This is a genomic window from Bacillus sp. AG4(2022) (assembly GCF_031844465.1).
In the GTDB taxonomy this organism is placed as follows: domain Bacteria; phylum Bacillota; class Bacilli; order Bacillales; family Cytobacillaceae; genus Bacillus_AB; species Bacillus_AB infantis.
This window is the reverse complement of the sequence record NZ_JAUZVH010000005.1, coordinates 246,642-266,621: the sequence shown is the minus strand read 5'-3', so window position 1 is coordinate 266,621 and position 19,980 is coordinate 246,642. Positions and strand designations below refer to the sequence as shown.

Here is a 19,980-nt window from a genome sequence, read left to right as displayed (position 1 = left end):
CCCAAAACAGCCCCTGTGCCTTTATGTCCTTTTGATTGCTATTTGTCAATCGATTGGTTGGGAACAGTTCACACAGGAGAAAACTTTAACAGTTATGTATTGCATTGTAACACATTTAACAACTGGACAGGAAATGATAACTCTTAGAAAAGTATGTTTCATTTTTATCATGATCTGTCTGCTGATCCGCATTTAAAACTATGTACCCAATAAGCTTATCCATAAAACAGAGAGTTAAATCCCGATTAAGGGATATTTAATTACGGCGGTTATGTATAGAATTTTTCCTGTCCGTTTTAAGCCTTAATATACTATATGCTGCTTTTTATTGTATAAAACAAGGCACGATCAAATCGCGCCTTGTTTTATTAAAAAAGTTTATGCAGCCATTGCTGCTATTACAAACATTTATTTTTGGCTATTAAGCAGTTTTGCTGTTTTCGATAAGGAAGTCAACAGCTTTTTTCACTTTAAGGTCTGCTTTCACGCTGTCGAGGCTTCCAAGCGCCTGCTTGATTGCATCGGCAGTCATGTTGTACATTTCAGCCATTTTATCAAGCTCGGCAGTAACCTCTTCGTCTGTTACTTCAATGTTCTCTGCTTTTGCGATCTCTTCAAGAGTCAGGTTGATGCGTACACGCTTTTCGCCTTCTTCTTTCATCTGCTCGCGCAGGGCACTTTCGTCCTGGCCTGAGAACTGGAAGTAAAGCTCAAGGTTCATACCCTGCATTTGAAGGCGCTGTTCGAATTCCTGCATCATTCTGTCGACTTCATTGTCGATCATTACTGCAGGCAGGTCGATTTCAGCATTATCAGCAGCTTTTTCGACTACAGTGTCGCGAAGGTTGTTTTCAGATTCCTGCTTCTTGCTTTCTTCAAGGCGAGTCCTGATTTTTTCCTTAAGGGCATCAAGAGTTTCAACCTCTTCGTCAACATCTTTTGCAAACTCGTCATCAAGCTCAGGAAGCTCTTTGCCTTTGATTTCGTGAACAGTTACCTTGAATACTGCCTTCTTGCAGGCAAGCTCAGCAGCATGGTATTCCTCAGGGAAAGTCACTTCAACATCCTTGGATTCGCCAGCAGCTGTTCCTTCAAGCTGTTCTTCGAAACCAGGGATGAACTGGCCAGAACCAAGCTCTAGTGAATAGTTCTCAGCTTTTCCGCCTTCGAATGCTTCGCCGTCAACAAAACCTTCGAAGTCCATGACAACTGTATCGCCGTTTTCAGCTTTGCCTTCTTCTTTAACAACCAATTCAGCCTGGCGCTCCTGAAGGGAAGTGATTTCATTGTTTACATCTTCTTCAGTTACTTCTGTTTCAAGCTTTTCTACTTCAAGGCCTTTGTATTCGCCAAGCTTAACTTCAGGCTTAACTGTAACTGTTGCCTTGAAAATAAGGCTCTTGCCTTTTTCAATTTGCTCTACATCGATTTCAGGGCGGTCAACAGGCTCGATCCCTGTCTCATCAATTGCACTTGCATATGCTTCAGGAAGAAGGAAGTCAATTGCGTCCTGGTATAGAGATTCAACGCCAAAGCGTTTTTCGAACATTCCGCGCGGCATTTTCCCTTTACGGAATCCTGGCACGTTTACTTGTGCAACAACTTTTTTGAATGCAGCGTCCAGACCTTCTTTGACTTTCTCTGCATCTACTTCAATTGTGAGAACCCCTTGGTTCCCTTCTAGCTTTTCAAACTTAGCAGACATACTATAATTCCCTCCAACAATCTATTGTCATTACCATTTTTGCGGACTTTGTATGAATATTGCCTAAATATCATAGCATATTCATCTTTTTGATATGTAAAATAACTATTTTTACACATAACAGCCACTATATTATAACATACGTTATCTTTGTTTCAACAGAGATACTCAAATATTGGGATAAGAAATTTCTTCTATCTTCCCTATAAAAATCCTGGATGCCTCAAGAGTATCTTCTTCCACCCCATATTGGCCGGCCATATCCCCCGGATCTCCATCCATGCCGTAAAATGAGCATCCGACAAGATGGTATGCAGCTGCCCAAAGGTCAGGCTGATCAGGCTGCAGCTTGAACGGGTACAACAGGAAGAACTGCCTCTGGAGCAAAGCGATGATATTTTCCAGCAGGACCGGATCTTCGTGTTCAAGTTTATCTTTAACCGCTGCTTCAATTGCCCTCAGCTGCTTATGATCATGGACGTCATGAAGTGCCGATGGGATGAACTCTTCATTCATCCCGAGCTTTTTTACAGTCACAGGCTTATCATATTCCTGCTCTTTCAGTATATTGATAATCATTGTTTTCAGGAAAGGATGCCCTTCCTCTGAAATCAGGTAAGACTTCAGCTCTTCAAGATATGGCCTGATGTTGATGTTTGCAAGCTTTGCCAGCAGCAGGACCTGCTCTTTGGGATCTTGATAGGACAGGAGGTTCAATTCCTTATCCCTGTATTCTTCGCGGAGCTGTTCTTCTGCAGCAGGATCAGGGCTTCCCTCCGCCATACGCCTGCTGAAGTGCAGCATTTTTGCGAAATGCTCCAGCTTATCCTTAGGGATCTCCCTTTCCTGGAGAAGGGCTTCGATAGTGGCGGCTATTTCCCCATATTCATGGAGCTGGACCATGATCATCAGATAAAGATCTACGATTTCAAAATAATCTCCGATCCCCTCCTGAAGCATGGATTTGGCTAGATTTTTGGCCTTTTTCAGCGCTCCGGCCTCAAAATAGGCCAGGACAAGCCCTATATGTATATCACTGCTCTCCGGGTCAAGCTCTTTGGCGTCCTCAAACAGCTGGATTGCATCTGAAAACTTCTTTCCCTGGAGGCTCTCAAGCCCTTTCTCAAGCAAACGTTTTTCCAGACCGGGAAAGGGGATGAGATTGCTGCTGTCGTTCTGGTTCCGCTTAGTCATGAAAAAACCGCCTTCCCTGTTAATATTGAAGATAGTATAGCACGCATGGAAAGAAAAAAGAAATTCAAAGAAGAGAGCCTTGAAAGGGGGAATAGATTAACTTCCGCAGTAAAAAAAGAAGATCCACATGAGAGTGGATCTAGCTTGTTTTTTCATACGCCTCTATTTCCTTCTCAAGCTGAAGCGTTATTTCAATTTCATCCCACCCATTAAGAAGCATCGTCTTCCAATAAGGCTGGATCGGAAAGCTTGCTGAGAACCCATCCTCACTATAGACAGTTTGTGTTTCAAGATCAACTGTCAAAAACAGCTCGGCTTCTGCTGCTTTCAGCAGGAGCTGTTCTGTCTCCCCCTGGCTCAGACGGATGGGCAGCAGACCATTTTTCAGGCAGTTCTGATGGAAGATGTCAGCGAAGGAAGGGGCAATTACCGCTTTAAATCCGAAGTCCTGCAGAGCCCAAGGGGCATGTTCTCTTGAAGAGCCGCAGCCGAAGTTTTCATTTGCAATCAGAATTTCCGCACCGCTGTTTTCAGGCTTATTCAATTCAAATGCAGGATCAAGCTGTCCATCTTTATAGCGCCAGTCATAGAATAGGTATTTCCCAAATCCGGTTTTCTCGATTCTTTTTAAAAATTGCTTCGGTATGATCTGATCAGTATCTACATTAACCCTGTCCAGCGCAGCTGCTTTGCCTGACAGCTTTTTGAAACCGCCCATTCTATCTCCTCCTACACTGTAATTGATTCTTCCATCAATGTTTTCCGGACATCAACAAATTTTCCATTCACAGCAGCAGCTGCTGCCATAAGCGGGCTGACAAGATGGGTCCTCGCACCTGATCCCTGCCGCCCCTCGAAATTGCGGTTTGAGGTTGAAGCGCAATGCTCGCCCGGAGGCACGATATCATTATTCATGCTGAGGCACATACTGCAGCCTGATTCCCGCCATTCAAAGCCGGATTCAATAAAAATATGGTGAAGCCCTTCCTTTTCCGCCTGCTCCTTCACGGCCTGTGATCCCGGTACTACAAGGGCCCTGACACCCGGATGGACTTTTTTGCCGGCCGCAAACTCTGCAGCCTGCCTAAGGTCCTCGATGCGCGAATTTGTGCACGATCCGATGAACACATGCTGAATGCTGATATTGCTGATCTCCTGCCCTTCAGAAAGACCCATATACCGAAGAGCCCGCTCAAGTGACGTCCGTTCTGTTTCGGTCTTGCAATCAGCCTCAGAAGGTATCCTTTCATCAACCCCCGCTGCCATGGAAGGATTGGTCCCCCAGCTGACCATCGGCGGGATCTCCCCGGCATCGAGCGTGATTTCTTTGTCATAATTCGCATCAGGATCCGATGCGAGGGCCTGCCAATGAGCAAGGGAAGTATCCCATTCATTGTCTTTCGGTGCATATTTCCGCCCCTTTATATAAGAGAAGGTGGTCTCATCAGGACTGACCAGGCCAGCCCTTGCTCCTCCCTCTATCGACATATTGCATATGGTCATCCGCTCTTCCATGGACATAGACCTTACAGCCTCTCCGCAGTATTCAATGACATGTCCTGTTCCGAACCCGATGCCAAACCTGCTGATGATATACAGGATGACATCCTTGGCTGTAACCCCGCTTTCAAGCCGGCCATCAATCTGAAGCTTCAGTGTTTTCGGCCTGGACTGCCATAATGTCTGGGTTGCAAGGACATGCTCCACTTCACTTGTTCCGATGCCAAAAGCAAGCGAACCAAAAGCACCATGGGTGGAAGTATGGCTGTCCCCGCAGACAATGGTCATCCCCGGGCGGGTCAGGCCAAGTTCAGGGCCGATGACATGGACAATGCCCTGATCCGGGCTGTCCATTCCTGCAAGCGGCACACCAAATTCCCGACAATTTTTTTCAAGGGTGGTCATCTGTTTTTTGGCGACTGGATCATCTATATGGCCGCGGTTGATTGTCGGCACATTATGATCCATAGTAGCGAAGGTTTTGTCCGGGCGCCTGACTTTCCTGTTTTTCATCCGCAGGCCGGAAAATGCCTGAGGGGATGTGACTTCATGCACTAAATGCAAATCGATATAAAGCAGATCAGGCTTGTCTGTTTCTGTATGGACGATATGCCGGTCCCAAATTTTCTCTACAATTGATTTGCCCATCTATTTTTCTCCCTCCATCTTTTCCGGGTCCTTCTCCCGGAATCTTTTATAAATAAGTACACGGCTGGAAAACCAGCCGTGATATCCTGAATCTGTCAGGCATATGCCCCCATTATCTGCAGAATGGCTTCATTATCCAGCAGAGCAGCTTTAATTTCCTCGGTCATCACCTTGGTAGAAGCTGCCTTCCCTCCTGAAGCCAAATCAGCTGTGCGAATGCCTGATTCGAGTACATCACTGACTGCCTTCTCGATTGCAGCAGCTTCTTCTTCCATCCCGAAGGAGAGGCGGAGCATCATGGCCGCGGAAAGAATCATTCCAACCGGGTTGGCGATGCCTTTGCCTTCGATGTCCGGGGCCGATCCGTGGATCGGCTCATAAAGATATGGCCCGCCTTCTGACAGGCTGGCAGATGGAAGCATGCCGAGCGATCCAGTCAGAACAGAAGCTTCATCACTTAATATATCTCCAAACATATTCTCGGTAACAATCACATCAAACTGTTTTGGATTTTTAATGATCTGCATGGCTGCATTATCGACCAGCATATGCTCGAGCTGTATATCGGGATATTGGGCTGCAATTTCCTCTGCCGTTTCCCTCCACATCCTGCTTGATTCAAGGACATTCGCCTTATCCACGCTCGTTACCTTTCCGTCCCTTCCGCGGGCGAGTTCAAAGGCCAGCCTAACCACCCTCTGCACTTCTTCCTTTTTATAAAATAAAGTGTCCACGGCAGTTTCTTCACTGCCATTCCCGGCCCTTTCGCTCGGCTTTCCGAAGTAGAGTCCGCCCGTAAGCTCCCTTACCATTAAAAAGTCGGTACCTTCAATGACTTCCTTCCTTAAAGGAGAGGAATCTGCCACACTCGCAAAATAGCTGGTGGGCCGGAGGTTTGCATATAGATTCAGATCTTTACGGATTTTCAGGAGGCCGCGTTCCGGCCGGAGGCTTGGATGGAGCTTCTCCCAGCGCGGGCCGCCAACAGCTCCAAGCAAAATGGCATCACTGCTTTTACAGAGTTCGACTGTTTCATCCGGCAGCGGCACCCCGGTGGAATCAATTGCTGTTCCGCCAATTTTCCCATAGCTGAATTCAAATGTATGCCCAAATCGTTCTCCTGCAGCCTGCAGCACTTCAACTGCCCCTGCTGCCACTTCTTTTCCGATGCCGTCACCCGGCAGCACTGCGATCCGCTTCTTCATGCCTAATCCCTCCGTTGCAAGTTTTATAATGCCACTTTCGTCTTTTCCTCCAGGTAGATGACCCTGTTAACAGCGTTCAGATAGGCTTTCGCGGATGCTTCAAGTACATCCTGCGCAAGCCCCCTCCCGCTCGTTTCCCTGCCATTGTATTTCATTTTGACGAACACCTGCGCCAGGGCATCCCTTCCGGCCCCAACCGACTGGATCCGGTAATCCAGGAGGTTCACCGTACCATTCACTGATTTCTCCAGCGTATTGTACAAGGCTTCAATGCTTCCCGCCCCGGTTGCTGCCTCCTGGACGACTTCATTCTCCCTGCCTGAAAGTGTCACTGTCGCTGTTGGCACTTGATTGGTCCCGTACTGGACCTGGATCTGGGACAGTTCATAGAATTGCTGATCCTTTGACAGTCTTTCCTCCAGTACGATGGCGGCAAGGTCATCATCTGTCATCTCTTTCTTTCTGTCTGCCAAGTCTTTAAAAATAGCAAACAGCGGCTTGATTTCCTCTTCCGGAACAGCGAGCCCAAGTTCTTCAAGGCGGGATTTAAAAGCATGCCTGCCAGAATGCTTTCCGAGAACCATGGAATTGGAGTGGAAGCCGACAAGTTCAGGCGAAATGATCTCATAAGTGGTCTTCTCTTTCAGCACGCCATCCTGGTGGATGCCTGATTCATGTGCAAAAGCATTTCTGCCGACAATAGCCTTGTTCGCCGGTACAGCCATACCGGTCAGTTTGCTGACCAGGCTGCTTGTTCTGCTGATTTCCTCAAGCTTGAGGCGGGTCCCTGCCTGATAATGGTCCTGCCGTATGTGCAGAGCGACGGCAAGCTCTTCCAGCGCAGCGTTCCCGGCCCGTTCCCCGATGCCGTTGATCGTCCCTTCAATTTGTCCAGCCCCATTTTCGATGGCTGCAAGGGAGTTGGCAATCGCCATGCCAAGATCATCATGGCAATGAGCGGATAATATGACTTTATCAATGGAAGGAACATTCTCTCTTAAATATTGAAAGACTTTCCCATATTCACCTGGCGAAATATATCCGACCGTATCCGGAATATTGATGACACGGGCCCCGGCCTGGATGACCTCCTCAACGATGCGGGCCAGAAAAGGCAGCTCCGTCCGGCAGGCATCCTCTGCTGACCATTGAATGAGCGGGAATTTCCCGGCTGCATATTTCACAGCAGAAACCGCCGTCTCAATAACTTCTTCCTTTGACTGCTTCAACTTATACTGCCGGTGGATGGGAGAGGTTGCGAGGAAGACGTGAAGCCTCGGATCCTCCCCCTCTCTCAATGCTTCCCAGGCTGCATCAATATCTGACATCACTGATCTTGCAAGCCCTGTAACCGAGCAATTCCTGATGAGGGTGGCGATTTCACGGACTGAAATAAAATCACCTTTTGAAGCTGCCGGAAACCCGGCTTCTATAATATCGACATTAAGCCTTTCGAGCTGTTTGGCAATTTCCAGCTTTTCAGATAGATTTAAGTTGACTCCCGCAGACTGTTCCCCGTCACGCAAAGTCGTGTCAAAGATGTTAATGGTTCGCACTGACAGCCACTTCTTTCTTTTTCTCTTTATTCACAAATGGCATCATTTTTCTCAGCTCCCTGCCGACCTGTTCAATCGGATGCTCATTTTCCCTTGCAAGGATACTGTTGAAGACCGGACGGTTTGCCTGGTTTTCCAGGATCCAGCCTTTCGCGAACTTGCCTTCCTGGATATCCTTCAGGACAGCTTTCATCTCCTGCTTCACTCTCTCATCGACTACTCTCGGCCCGCTGACAAAATCACCCCATTGCGCTGTATCCGAAATGCTGTAGCGCATGCCTTCAAGGCCGCCTTCATACATCAGATCAACAATCAGCTTCAGCTCATGGAGACACTCAAAGTATGCCAGCTCAGGCTGATAGCCTGCCTCAGTCAATGTTTCAAAACCTGCTTTCACCAGTGATGTCAGGCCTCCGCACAATACAGCCTGTTCGCCGAATAAATCAGTTTCTGTTTCTTCCTTAAAAGTGGTTTCCAGCGCCCCTGCCCTCAGTGCCCCAATCGCTCTGGCATAAGCGAGCGCAAGCTCCTGGGCTTCTCCCGTTACATCCTGATGAACTGCAAATAATGCCGGCACTCCTGCTCCTTCCTGATATGTCCTTCTTACCAGGTGGCCAGGGCCCTTAGGAGCCACAAGCAGGACATCACATGTTTTTGGCGCCACAATCTGATGGAAATGGATATTGAATCCATGCGCGAAAAGCAAGGCTTGATTTGTCAGATTCGGCTCAATTTCTTCCTTATAGACTTTAGGCTGAAGCTCATCCGGCAGGAGGATCATGACAATATCGCTTTGAGCAACAGACTCTCCAACAGAAAATACCGGGAACCCATCCTCTGACGCTTTATCCCATGAATTTCCTTTCCTCAGGCCGATTACTACATCAGCACCGCTGTCCCTCAGGTTCTGTGCATGGGCATGACCCTGTGATCCATAGCCGATTACCGCTACTTTCTTTCCATTCAGATATGCTGGATTTGCGTCTCCGTTATAATACATTTTCGCCATGATTTATTCTCCCTCTCGTTTTTGGAATATTTTTATTTAAATTATTTTTACACGATTGAATAATTCTTCGGCTGCCCCTGGCTCCTCTGGCTTCCTCTTGTAAAGGCTGTTGTCCCTGTCCGGGCAATCTCCTTGATTCCATACGGCTTTACAAGCTCAATGAAGGCTTCTATTTTTTCCGACTCGCCTGTAATTTGGATGACCAGGCTGTCTTTGCCGACATCTATCACCGATGCCCGGAAAGGCTCAATCAGCGAGTATAACTCACTCCTCGCCTGCGGAAGCGAGAGCACCTTTATGAGCGCAAGCTCCCTGGCGACTATCTGCTGGCCGCTTATATCATTTACTTTCAAGATATCAATCTGTTTATTGAGCTGTTTCGCAATCTGCTCTGCGGCCTCTTCATTGTCCACATGGACCGTGCAGGTAATCCGGGAAATCCCCTCCTGTTCAGAATGCCCGACCGAGATGCTTTCAATATTGAAGTTGCGCTTTGAAAACAGGTTGGTGATTCTATTGAGGACCCCCGGCCTGTTCATCACGGTTAAACAGATGATTCGTTTCATGGTTTTACACCTTCCATCTCATGGTGCCCTTTGCCCGGGGCGATCATCGGGAATACATTTTCATCTGGAGCTATCCTGAAATCGAATAACACCGGCTCATCGCTTTGGAGTGCTTCATCCAGCGCCTTAACAGCTTCTTCCTCAGTTCGGATCTCATAAGCTTTAATATCATAGGCTTCCGCCAGCTTGACAAAGGAAGGCTGATACTGGGCTTTGCTGTGCGAAAAGCGTGAGTCATAAAAGATTTCCTGCCACTGCCTTACCATCCCCAGCGCTCTGTTATTGAAAATAGCTATTTTTACCGGGAGATTAAGCTCACGGATCAGGCCGAGCTCCTGTGCGGACATCTGGAAGCCGCCATCGCCAACAATTGAAACGACCAGGGAATCCGGTGCAGCAAGCTGAGCACCGATGGCCGCTGGCATTCCGAATCCCATCGTGCCGAGCCCTCCTGAAGTGACCCATCTACCAGCTTTCTTAAAGCGGTAATATTGGGCTGCCCACATTTGATGCTGTCCGACATCTGTTGTGACAATCGCATCTCCGCACGTCTTTTCAAACAAGAGCTCCATGACCCGCTGCGGCTTCAAGTCAGCCGATTTGTGAAAATGATAAGGAAAATCTTCCTTCCAGCTTCTAAGCTTTGTCATCCATTCACCATGTTCAGGAGGCTTCCCCTTCTGGCTCACAAGCTGATTCAAAGCCTCTTTCGCATCAGCCACAACCGGAATCAGTGTTGGGACGTTTTTGCCGATCTCTGCAGGGTCGATATCAACATGGGCCACATCTGCCTTAGGTGCAAAATAGGCAAGATTGCCGGTGAGCCTGTCATCAAACCTCGCCCCTATATTGATGAGCAGATCGCATTCATGTAAGGCCATATTGGCTGCATAGCATCCATGCATACCGGCCATCCCGACAAACAGGCTATGGTCTGCAGGAAAGCCCCCGAGTCCGAGAAGGGTATGCACGACCGGAAGCTGCTGCTGTTCGGCATATTCCTTAAGCAATCCGGAAGCCTTTGCATGGAGGACGCCCGCCCCTGCCAGGATGACCGGCCTTTTCGCACGGCTCACAGCTTCTGTCAGCTTGCGGATCTGAAGATAGTTTGGCTTTAGAGTCGGCTGGTAGCCCGGGAGGAAGATCTCTGTCTCCTCAGAGGGCTGTTCTGCGCCTGCAGCAATATCCTTCGGAATATCAATCAATACCGGACCAGGCCTCCCTGTAGAAGCAATATGAAAGGCCTCCTTTACAATCCTCGGAATGTCCGCTATGCTCCTTGCCTGATAGTTATACTTGGTTATCGGGGTGGTAATCCCGAGGATGTCAGCCTCCTGGAAGGCATCCGTTCCGATGACGCCTGTTGCCACCTGCCCGGTAATGACGACAAGAGGCAAAGAATCCATCATGGCATCGGCAAGGCCTGTTACAATATTGGTCGCCCCCGGTCCTGAAGTCGCGATGACAACTCCAGGCTTGCCGGAAATCCTCGCATATCCTTCCGCAGCATGGATGCCTCCCTGTTCATGCCTGGGAAGCACATGAAGTATGCCAGAATCATAGATTTTGTCATAAATCGGAAGAACAGCTCCTCCCGGGTAGCCAAAAATCACTTCCACCTGTTCCTTCTCCAGTGCCTGCAATAGCAGTTCTGCACCGGTTGCCGGCTTCGAGCCAGTCTTGTTTTCTGCAAAGGCAGCTTCCTGCAGCATTTTGAAATAACCTCCTTTTGATTCAAGAAAAAAACAATATAAAAAGCCTTCCCATCCCCAAGAACGCCTGCATCAGCAGACGAAGGGATGAAAAGGCTTTGTCAGCCTGTTCCACGGTACCACCCTGATTCACGCAATTTGCGTGCACTTATGGACGGCAGCTGCCATCCTTTTTGATAACGGGTGCTCTCACACCCGGCCGGCCCTACTCGTCAAGCTTTCAGGCCGGCGCTCTGAGGGGAGTTCATGATGCGGCAGGAATGCCGGCTCTCAGCCTGCCCGGCTCTCTGTAAATCCTGATCCGCAAAACTACTTATCCTCATCCGCGCTTTTAACATATAGTGATTAGCTGTCAGCTTACATGGGGTTCAAAATGTTTCGATGCTACTTTAACACCTTCTGAAACTACTCTTTCCCTAAATTTCACCAGAAGCTCTTTTGTATGTGCCCCCGGATAGCCTTCACCGATTGTCCGTCCGTCCACCTTTACGACTGCAATGACTTCCGCTGCCGTCCCTGTAAGAAATACTTCATCTGCCGTATAAACATCGTGCCTTGTGAAGGGCTCCTCCTTCACTTCATAGCCAAGCGCCCTTGCAATTTCCATGACCGCATTGCGGGTGATCCCTTCAAGCGCCCCAACGTATCCTGGAGGTGTGTAAAAGCATTTATCCTTAATGATGAACACATTGTCAGCCGAACCCTCCGCCACATAGCCCTGATCATTCAGCATGAGCGCTTCACTGACATTTGCCAGGCGGGCCTCAATCCTTACCAGCACATTGTTCAAATAATTCAATGATTTAACTTTAGGGCTTAATACATCAGGTCTGTTCCTTCTTGTCGCTACTGTGACTATCTCAAGCCCTGTTTCATACAATTCTTTCGGGAAGATGCTCAGCGGCTCGACGATCACGACAACATTTGCTTTTTTGCAATTGTATGGGTCCAGCCCAAGGTCGCCTACTCCCCTGGAAACAACGACCCTGATGTAGGCATCTTCATACAAATTCTTTTCGACAGTGGCAACAATGATATCTGTCAGCTCTTCCTCCGTATATGGCATTGTCAGTAATATGGATTTGGCTGAACGATAAAGCCGGTCCATATGCTCTTTCATCCTGAAGATATTTCCGCTGTATACCCGGATCCCTTCAAAGATGCCATCGCCATACAGGAAGCCATGGTCATAAACGGATATTTTTGCATTCTCTTTCGTCACAAACTCCCCGTTTAAAAATATCAATTGCTCAGACACGAAAAACACCTCTTCAATTTAATGTATACACGCTTTAAACGGTTGAAATGACAGGTTAAAAAAATATGGGTTCCACACTTCCAATTCCCGTGTGGAGCGGTTTGTTTTATTATTTGAGGACTATCTTACGCTCATTTTTTTTGGGAGTCAACACCATTTTCAAGAATTATTTGATAATTTAGATTAATCTGATTTATTGAATGCGCTTACATTGCTTGTATATATGAATTTATTCAGCCAAGAAATTTTTTATTTTATTTTTCAATCCCTCGAGCATGATTCTCCGCTCTTTTTTATCAGCATCGAAAGATCCGTACTGGGGATATCCTTAAGAATGCTTTTTCAATATAAAGATGGAGCATATAGGATTTAATGGCGCATTTTCAATGAACATATAATATAGAAGAAACCAGTTAATTATGTCAGGTTTACTGACATACAAAGAAGCGCTTTCATTTGACGGGAGATATAATATTCAGCTGCAGCACTGAGTACTTTTATAAACCCTGTAACCTTAATCGGAGAAGATACAGATTTTTCGAGGAAGAACAAAGGCGTAAGTGCCTTGAACACAAAAAACGGCCCCGTCCTGGGGGCATCGAAACATCACCGGCATGAAAAGAGTGAGTCATGAATAGTAAGAGGCTTTATCTATGCATGGTCGGCATGAAAATGAGGCTTGTAACCCCCGAGAACCCCGGCACAGCGGCTGGACTCGGATCAAGGATTTCTAATTCCTTAACAACAAAAAAACCGCCATTTGATTAGAAATCAAACAGCGGTAATATAGGTGTATGTAGTAATGGCGTCCCAGGAGAGATTCGAACTCCCGACCGCGCATTTCATCACATTATATAAACGCTAATAAATACAATAGTTGAATCGGTCATTGTAACGGACAACTGACCGTATTAAATTCACTATTATTATATAGTTACGCAAATGATTATACAAGTTAGAATTTTGCCATGGAACAGACAACTAAATTAATTGATGCAATTAAATGCTCTATAATTGCCCACATCCACATTAAAAAAGCTCCAAGAGCATAATCCAAGCGAAAAACATCAACGATCATCCTGTCCAAGCTTCAGCAGTTGCATAAACTCCCGGAACTCTGCGGCAACCTCTGCTGGCGCTTCCTCGCGTAATCGCCAGGCGCCAGGCGCCTGAATCACCCATTCATCGAACCATTCTGGCTTCTCTACGTCCAATAAATTACTCTCCCCTACATAATTCATTTTACCGGTTAAAGTTAGATCAAGGTATTTGGTTATCAATTTTTTCCAGCATGTCTGCAAACATATCTTCACAGTCATCGAGGATATATCCTTTAAATTCGCTTTCAAATACATCTTTAAAAAAGCCTCTTTCTACCTTTTCAAATCTAACTTGTAGATGTTCATAAAAAGAGTCAGTATAAACATCTTCAGAAATACACCAAAATCTTGACATTATTTCAACCGGTGTAACCGAATCTTTAATATAATCGACCATCATATACCATAAAAAATATTTTATTCTATATTCATTTATTAAACTTAACTGGCTTTGATTTAAGAGTTTTTCCTTTTTAAGATGATTGTAAGCTTCACTTAGTAATGTTTTATATAAAAGTAGCTTAAGTCTTTCTTCGGCAAATCCAGATAAATCTTCATAATAATCGAACCTTTTCAATTCTTGATAAGCTGAAATAACTGCAGAATTTGCATGTTTAATGTTATTATTTATTTTTTCTTTTATCTCATTTACTAAATTTTCTTCAATTATATGATCCTTAATATCATGACTACGCCTAAAATTAGTTCTAATATCATACAAGGCGATAATGTCCAGCAGCACGGGAGAATATAACTCTTGGTAAACTTCTTTTTCGTATTTTTTTCCCTCTCTATTATTGGTTAGAATATTATTTAATACTTGGCCTCCTAATGCTCCTGATAAGGCAAATAAACCAGAAATTAAAGCTGTATAGCCCTCCATAAAATCACTCCTTCACTCGTGAAAATGCTCTATCCATTTATTTTGCTTAAATTATACAAGAAAAAGTGCCTGGATTGCTCCGGTGTATGGAAACTTAGCAAGTTTTTATGAAGTAATTTTTAGCATCTATCATATTTACAAGCTTGACAAACTCTTCATTTTACAAGAGTTCAGAAACGTCAAACATCCTTCCTGATCCTCAATCACCAAGTGTTTGCTGTAAACAAAAGTCTCCATAATCCTAAGACTCCCTCCAATTTCATTATTTAACCCGCCAAAAATTACTTTTTGCGCAATCCATAAGATAATATTATAATTTTTACCATAGATTACCTAGGATTAATGGGGAACAAAACGTTGAGAGGGGATTCTTAGAGTTATGCCCAAGGAATATTTTATGATGTTAGCGGCAGTTATTACTGGTTTTGCCGCTATTATTGTTGCTATTTATAATGCATTCATTACCAATAAAAAGGCTAAAAGAGACTTTAAAAGGGAACACAACTACGACCAACTTAAAGAATTATATTTGTTTCTTTACGGAATTGTAACGCAATCAGAATATGTTAGATATTTCTTTAAGCATCATAGAAATATAGATTTATCTTACAGGGAGTATCCATTTTTAGAGATTCAAGGGAGAACTACGCATTATAAAAAAGGGCAAAATGAAGTAAGGATACATGATGATCCAATCACAGAATTTAATAAACTGAACATCGCTAATAAAATAATCGAAAAAAGTGAATATGCCTCTCAACGTCTCTTAAAACTTGCTGTAGCTTATAGGTATTGCCATAAACATTATCAACAAAATGTAAGTACAACAGATGGGACAAACTTGAAAAATAGCTTCCAAAGCGAAGAATTAAAATTGATTTACTTAATTGTCACTACAATAATAATAGAGTGTAATGGGCTTCTTGAAGAGTGCCAAATGAGTTACGATGGCAAGGAAGTTTCATATGGAATTATGAATTATGATGTTTTTGATGATACAGAATATTAAAATACGTCGTCTGAATAAGCCAGCATAGGCACAGTTATAGATTTACTACCTAACCACAGTACATCCACAGCCCTGTGAATGGTTCGGAAGAATCCTCATAACCTTTGAAATTATTACAAAAAGAAAAAGGGACGCCAAGGATCCACATCGATCCAAGACGTCCTTTTTGTTATCGACTTGTAATTCCCGCCGCACGATTTTTCTTTGTTTTCATCCGTTCCAGTTCTTCTTCCGTGAAGCGTGCTGTGGCGCGTGCCACTTCTCGACCGTCGATCACGACTGGAATCTCGAAGTAGTATTCTGCGCTGTCTGTGCTTCCTGGTTGCGTAACATTTGACGCAGCGACTGCTGCATCGCCTGTGAACGCTTGACCGCGACGGATAGGCGCGATTGTTGGCTGCATCGGGATCGGCTCCTGGATCGCTGCAGCTGCCAGTGTTTCCGAAGATTTCCTGACAAGACGCTGCATGTCCGCAATACCGTTTGCCAGCCCGATTCCAGTGAATTCACCCAGCGCGTGCATGATGCGGGATGGACTGTGGATGTTCAGCAGCTTCTTGACGCCTGCTGGGATCCCTTTTGCGATTCCTGCGACAGCATCGCCGACGGCGCTTGCCATCGATCCGATACCTTTGACCAGACCGCCGATGATGTCTTTTCCGACCTGGAATAGATCGATCCCTTTGAAAAAGTTCACGATGCCATTCACGATGTCGACCGCAATTCCCTTGATGTTCTGCCACGCAGAAGACCAGTCACCTTGCAGCAAAGCCATCCCGATGTTGATTATGCGCAAAATGACATTGATCGCCGTGTCGATGTACGTGGAAATAAAAGTCCACGCCACTTTGACGATATTTTCAATAATCGGGAAGACGGCCTGGAAGATGCCCTTGATGAAATTTAGCCCGGCTTTCACGACTGTCTGCGTCACTTGCATGAAATTCTTCACAATGGACATGACCTGGCTGCCGTGTGAACTCCACCAGCTGCGGATCTTATCCAGCTGCTGACCGATAAAGGCGGACACAGCGCCGATCACCTGTGTCGTTTTGCCCTTGATCCAGTCAACCGCGACGCCCCAGTACGATTTGATCTGTGCCCAGGCATTGTTCACCATGTCACGGAACCAGCCGACATTTTGATATGCCTTGTACAGCACGACACCAATGGCTACCACAGCCGCGATCGCAAGGAAGATCCATCCGATTGTGACGGACAGAACGCCTGCTGTTAGATTCATAGCACCAGCTATAGCCGTAAATCCGCCAATTACACCAGGAATCAGCGATACGACCCAAAGAACACCGCCACCCAGGATCATTAGTATAGCTGATACAGCTGCACCGATTGCCAGAAATGACTTCATCCCTGGCGATAGGCTGTTAAACGCATCTAGCAGCCACTGGATCCCGCTGACAATCCCCTTAATCGCTGGAAGTAGCGCATTTCCGATGGATATGCCTGCGCCTTCAAACGCTGAAGATAACAACGTCAACTGCCCGGATAAATTGTCCAGCTGCTTATTTGCGATGTCTTCCGCAATACCTCCACTGTTTTCCAGTTCCCCGGCGAATTCGGCAATTGTGTCGCCACCTGCTTCCATTAGCGTCAAGATCGACTTCATCGCTTCCTGGCCGAAGATGTGACTGACTGCTTGCATCTTTTGCTGTTGTGTCAAATCTTTTGTTTTATCCGTCAGTTCTGTGATAATTTGTGAGAATGGCTTCATGTTTCCCTGCGCATCAAACGCATTAAAGCCCAGCTTCTCCATCATTTCTGCGCCACGTTTCGCTGGTGACGCCAGTCGTGTTAATGCCATCGCCATCGATGTCCCTGCCATTGTTCCCTGGATCCCTGCGTTTCCAAGAATTCCAGTCGCAGCTGCCATTTCTTCCAGCGATTGTCCCGCAGCTTTCGCACCAGGCGCAAGATATTTCATTGTTTCGCCAAGCATTGACAGATCTGTGTTTGAATTCGTGAATGTCGCTGTTAAAACGTCCATTACTTTTCCAGTGTCAGATGCAGCAATACCAAAGCCAGATAAGATGTTAGACGTGATATCAGCAGTCGCGGCAAGATCTGTCTGCCCTGCTGCTGCACCCGCCAGAAGTCCCGGCATTGCGTCAATAACGTCATTTGTTTTATAGCCCGCCATTGCGAGATATGACATCGCTTCTGATGCTTGCGTCGCGCTATAGGAAGTCGTTTCGCCCAGATGCAAAGCTGTGTTTGTCATTTGCTGCAGCTCTTTATCAGTCGCACCCGATAAAGCACCGACACGCGATATTCCTTTTTCAAAGTCCGCTGCTGTTTTAACTGCGAATCCCAGTCCGGTACCTACCGCAGCACCAGCAGCCATCATTCCCTTTCCCATCGTGCCAGCCGCAGAATATGCTTGATTCAATTGGCTGTCCAAATTGCGGAAGGTGGATGTAAATCGATCGATTGCCTCAATGGCAAATTGTATATCGGCCAATATGTGTCATTCCTTTCTTTGTTGTGTGATACGCCTTTCAGCGCGCCTTAAAAACTCTATAGCTTCCGCTAGCTTCTTTTGGATTTTCGATTGTGTGATTTTAGTTCCGTTCTGGATAGCGTTTTGAAATTGGAATATCCGCTGATAACAGCGCAAAGCCCGGATAACATTTGCTCTTGCGTACTTATCCAGCACTTCATCTTTTTGCATCTCCTGGATCATCTTCTCAACGTATATAGCAGCTAGTGCTGCAGTAATGGATCCTGAAGCAAAGTCTTTGTTTAACTTTTTTATCTTTGTGTTCACTTCCAGCAGTTTTTTCACGGTTTATCGACTCCTTTTGGATAAATAAAAAAAAGGACGCAGATCCTTTTGATCCGCGTCTTAATTCACGCCGTCATATCGCTGCATAAGGCCTATTTGCGTCACAGCTTCAGGCTTTTTCACGTGACCTTCCAGCACGCTTTCCAATAAATCTGTTAAGTCCGCAATCATGTGGGATCCAATGCCCAGCTGCTGCATTAACTGCAAGAATTCGGATGTTTTCACGTTTGATTCATACGCAGCTAAAAGCTGGCCACTTGTTTTCTTAGCCGACAATTCCTTCACCCTTTCATTAAAAAAGCGCCAGGATCGTCCCGGCGCCTAGTTGTTTATCGTTTTCGTCTGTTCTTTATCCTCTGGTACATGGTTCGCCCGAGCTCTGTGCCGTCAGATGGTTGATATCTACTGCGGGCGCCGTTTCCAGGACTGGGGTCTGCACCAGACATCCTTTCGCGAATCTTCAGATCGTCCAGCAGATCGCGCAGAATTTCAGACATCTTTTCAGGATCTACCGTGCCTTCCAGATGCGTTAGTGCGTTCTGCACATCATCCGAGTCTTTGATTCCAACCGCAGTTATTGCCTTTTCCTTTCGCAGCCGGATCAGTTCTGAATATTCATCCTCCGATAATGGATCTGGCTTCGGTTCTGGATCGGGATCTTGCTGATCGTTCGGAACTGGTTCCGGATCGCTCAAAGGATCATCCGGATCATTCGGAGGATCTTCCGCAAAAAATTGAAGATTTAAAGGAAGCAGCAAACGTGGCTGCAGCTGTTTTTTGTCTTCCATCCTATCGACCTCCTGCAAACTTTCTATATCCTTTGTGCACCAATCCCAATCGTTTATATGTGACAGAAGGCGATCCTGACATGGCCAGCTGCCTTTTGAGCGCATCCAGATGCCTACTCTTTGTCTGGTACTCCTGCAGCCCTTTCAGAGAACTACTGGCAATCTTATACGCCTGGCTTAAAAGCTCGGATGTTTCTCTGTCGGCTGGATCCGCAGCGGATCGAATAGCAGCAAAGTTCTGCGCAATGTGTGCCTGCTGACCTGGCGTCATGGCTTGCAGCTGGCCGATCAGAAGCTGCAAAGCTTGCACACCATTGCCCATTGCTGCGCCATTTGCCGCCATGCTGATCGCTCCCTGTGCCTGGCTGCGCTCCTGTTCACTTACTGCAGGCAATTCCATCGATTTCTGCAGTAACTCTTTCTCATACAGGCGAATTTCCTCCGTATATTTTTCAAGTGCTGCAGCTGCTTTTGAATCCAGTTCGAAAGTTAATTCCGACAGCTGAAACTCTCGTTCTGCTGGATTGGAAGCATATCGCGAATGGGCTTCTGTCTCTGCGTATTTCTCCCTATAGTGCATAGCTTCCTTATCCAGATCCTGTCGGATTGCATCTAAGCGCGGAAAAGATACTTCCTGTGCTGTCGATCCCAGGGAAGCAGCGTCATCAGCTGATAACTCATATATGCTGCCATCCTGCAGTGTAGTTCCTTTCATAGTCACCTTATTGACGATGTAGTATTGTTGACTCCGTTTGGGTATTCTCATTGTTTATCGTCCTCCTTTTTATGGCATCCAGATCCGCAGGAATGCTGAATGGGTACGCAAAATCTTCCCGAAGCTGTCCTATCTTCCAGCCGTTCTTCCGGCATAATGAGTAAAGTCTTCTCGTAATCGACTTCTGCACTATGCGTATTGGCATAAAATGATGCTCTGCTTCTTCACTGTGCAGCATGTTCCCGGCATAGTCCCAGATCACTATCCGTGCCAAGTACAGCCCAGCTGCAGCCGTGTGAATATTGATCATTACTTTGACCCGCATGAAA

Annotated in this window: 19 protein-coding genes and 1 other annotated feature; of the genes, 1 reads left to right on the top strand and 18 read right to left on the bottom strand. The window is 46.2% G+C overall.

Annotated elements, in window-relative coordinates:
* Window positions 1-421: 421 nt before the first annotated feature.
* The 12 genes from tig to Q9R36_RS15415 form a co-directional block, all read right to left on the bottom strand.
* Entirely contained in the window at window positions 422-1,705 is a 1,284-nt protein-coding gene (gene tig, locus Q9R36_RS15470) for a trigger factor (protein ID WP_311225487.1), read from the bottom strand.
* A 168-nt stretch (window positions 1,706-1,873) separates the two neighbouring features.
* The gene (locus Q9R36_RS15465; protein WP_311225486.1) at window positions 1,874-2,899 is read right to left on the bottom strand and encodes a tetratricopeptide repeat protein; all 1,026 of its coding nucleotides are present in this window, start codon (window positions 2,897-2,899) and stop codon (window positions 1,874-1,876) included.
* Window positions 2,900-3,038: 139 nt separating this feature from the next.
* Window positions 3,039-3,617, bottom strand: a complete 579-nt coding sequence (leuD, locus tag Q9R36_RS15460; protein WP_148948960.1) for a 3-isopropylmalate dehydratase small subunit — start codon at window positions 3,615-3,617, stop codon at window positions 3,039-3,041.
* 11 nt (window positions 3,618-3,628) lie between these two features.
* Window positions 3,629-5,047 carry a 3-isopropylmalate dehydratase large subunit gene (gene leuC, locus Q9R36_RS15455; protein WP_148948959.1) on the bottom strand — a complete coding sequence of 473 codons (1,419 nt, stop codon included), beginning with the start codon at window positions 5,045-5,047 and terminating at the stop codon, window positions 3,629-3,631.
* Between the two features lie 95 nt (window positions 5,048-5,142).
* Window positions 5,143-6,252, bottom strand: a complete 1,110-nt coding sequence (gene leuB, locus Q9R36_RS15450) for a 3-isopropylmalate dehydrogenase (RefSeq protein WP_009796046.1) — start codon at window positions 6,250-6,252, stop codon at window positions 5,143-5,145.
* Window positions 6,253-6,275: 23 nt separating this feature from the next.
* Window positions 6,276-7,808: a 2-isopropylmalate synthase gene (locus Q9R36_RS15445; RefSeq protein ID WP_311225485.1), complete on the bottom strand. Its 1,533-nt coding sequence runs from the start codon at window positions 7,806-7,808 to the stop codon at window positions 6,276-6,278.
* Window positions 7,795-8,817: a ketol-acid reductoisomerase gene (ilvC, locus tag Q9R36_RS15440; RefSeq protein ID WP_009796044.1), complete on the bottom strand. Its 1,023-nt coding sequence runs from the start codon at window positions 8,815-8,817 to the stop codon at window positions 7,795-7,797. Before ilvC ends, Q9R36_RS15445 begins: the two co-directional genes overlap by 14 nt.
* Before the next feature lie 47 nt (window positions 8,818-8,864).
* Complete coding sequence (ilvN, locus tag Q9R36_RS15435) at window positions 8,865-9,383, bottom strand: acetolactate synthase small subunit (protein WP_022544246.1); 519 nt, start codon at window positions 9,381-9,383, stop codon at window positions 8,865-8,867.
* The gene (gene ilvB / locus Q9R36_RS15430; RefSeq protein ID WP_311225484.1) at window positions 9,380-11,095 is read right to left on the bottom strand and encodes an acetolactate synthase large subunit; all 1,716 of its coding nucleotides are present in this window, start codon (window positions 11,093-11,095) and stop codon (window positions 9,380-9,382) included. Before ilvB ends, ilvN begins: the two co-directional genes overlap by 4 nt.
* 80 nt (window positions 11,096-11,175) lie before the next feature.
* Window positions 11,176-11,430, bottom strand: a binding site (T-box leader).
* Between the two features lie 17 nt (window positions 11,431-11,447).
* On the bottom strand, window positions 11,448-12,353 hold the full coding sequence (gene ilvE / locus Q9R36_RS15425; protein WP_311225483.1) for a branched-chain-amino-acid transaminase: 906 nt from the start codon (window positions 12,351-12,353) through the stop codon (window positions 11,448-11,450).
* A 1,067-nt stretch (window positions 12,354-13,420) separates the two neighbouring features.
* The gene (locus tag Q9R36_RS15420) at window positions 13,421-13,567 is read right to left on the bottom strand and encodes a hypothetical protein (RefSeq protein ID WP_311225482.1); all 147 of its coding nucleotides are present in this window, start codon (window positions 13,565-13,567) and stop codon (window positions 13,421-13,423) included.
* Between the two features lie 46 nt (window positions 13,568-13,613).
* Window positions 13,614-14,336 carry a hypothetical protein gene (locus Q9R36_RS15415; protein ID WP_311225481.1) on the bottom strand — a complete coding sequence of 241 codons (723 nt, stop codon included), beginning with the start codon at window positions 14,334-14,336 and terminating at the stop codon, window positions 13,614-13,616.
* A 379-nt stretch (window positions 14,337-14,715) separates the two neighbouring features.
* Between Q9R36_RS15415 and Q9R36_RS15410 the strand changes: the two genes are divergently transcribed.
* A complete protein-coding gene (locus tag Q9R36_RS15410; protein WP_311225480.1) occupies window positions 14,716-15,345 on the top strand; it encodes a hypothetical protein in 630 nt (209 codons plus the stop codon).
* Between the two features lie 169 nt (window positions 15,346-15,514).
* Here Q9R36_RS15410 and Q9R36_RS15405 read toward each other — a convergent pair whose 3' ends face one another.
* From Q9R36_RS15405 to Q9R36_RS15380, 6 genes are read right to left on the bottom strand one after another with little or no spacing between them, the layout of a single operon-like run.
* A complete protein-coding gene (locus Q9R36_RS15405; protein ID WP_311225479.1) occupies window positions 15,515-17,824 on the bottom strand; it encodes a phage tail tape measure protein in 2,310 nt (769 codons plus the stop codon).
* Window positions 17,825-17,830: 6 nt separating this feature from the next.
* Window positions 17,831-18,148, bottom strand: coding sequence for a hypothetical protein (locus Q9R36_RS15400; protein WP_311225478.1), 318 nt, complete (start codon window positions 18,146-18,148; stop codon window positions 17,831-17,833).
* 60 nt (window positions 18,149-18,208) lie between these two features.
* The gene (locus Q9R36_RS15395; protein ID WP_311225477.1) at window positions 18,209-18,424 is read right to left on the bottom strand and encodes a hypothetical protein; all 216 of its coding nucleotides are present in this window, start codon (window positions 18,422-18,424) and stop codon (window positions 18,209-18,211) included.
* A gap of 53 nt (window positions 18,425-18,477) precedes the next feature.
* Window positions 18,478-18,936: a hypothetical protein gene (locus Q9R36_RS15390; RefSeq protein WP_311225476.1), complete on the bottom strand. Its 459-nt coding sequence runs from the start codon at window positions 18,934-18,936 to the stop codon at window positions 18,478-18,480.
* 1 nt (window position 18,937) lies between these two features.
* Window positions 18,938-19,702: a hypothetical protein gene (locus tag Q9R36_RS15385; RefSeq protein ID WP_311225475.1), complete on the bottom strand. Its 765-nt coding sequence runs from the start codon at window positions 19,700-19,702 to the stop codon at window positions 18,938-18,940.
* On the bottom strand, window positions 19,659-19,976 hold the full coding sequence (locus Q9R36_RS15380; RefSeq protein ID WP_311225474.1) for a hypothetical protein: 318 nt from the start codon (window positions 19,974-19,976) through the stop codon (window positions 19,659-19,661). The genes Q9R36_RS15385 and Q9R36_RS15380 overlap by 44 nt, the downstream gene beginning before the upstream one ends.
* Window positions 19,977-19,980: the final 4 nt, after the last annotated feature.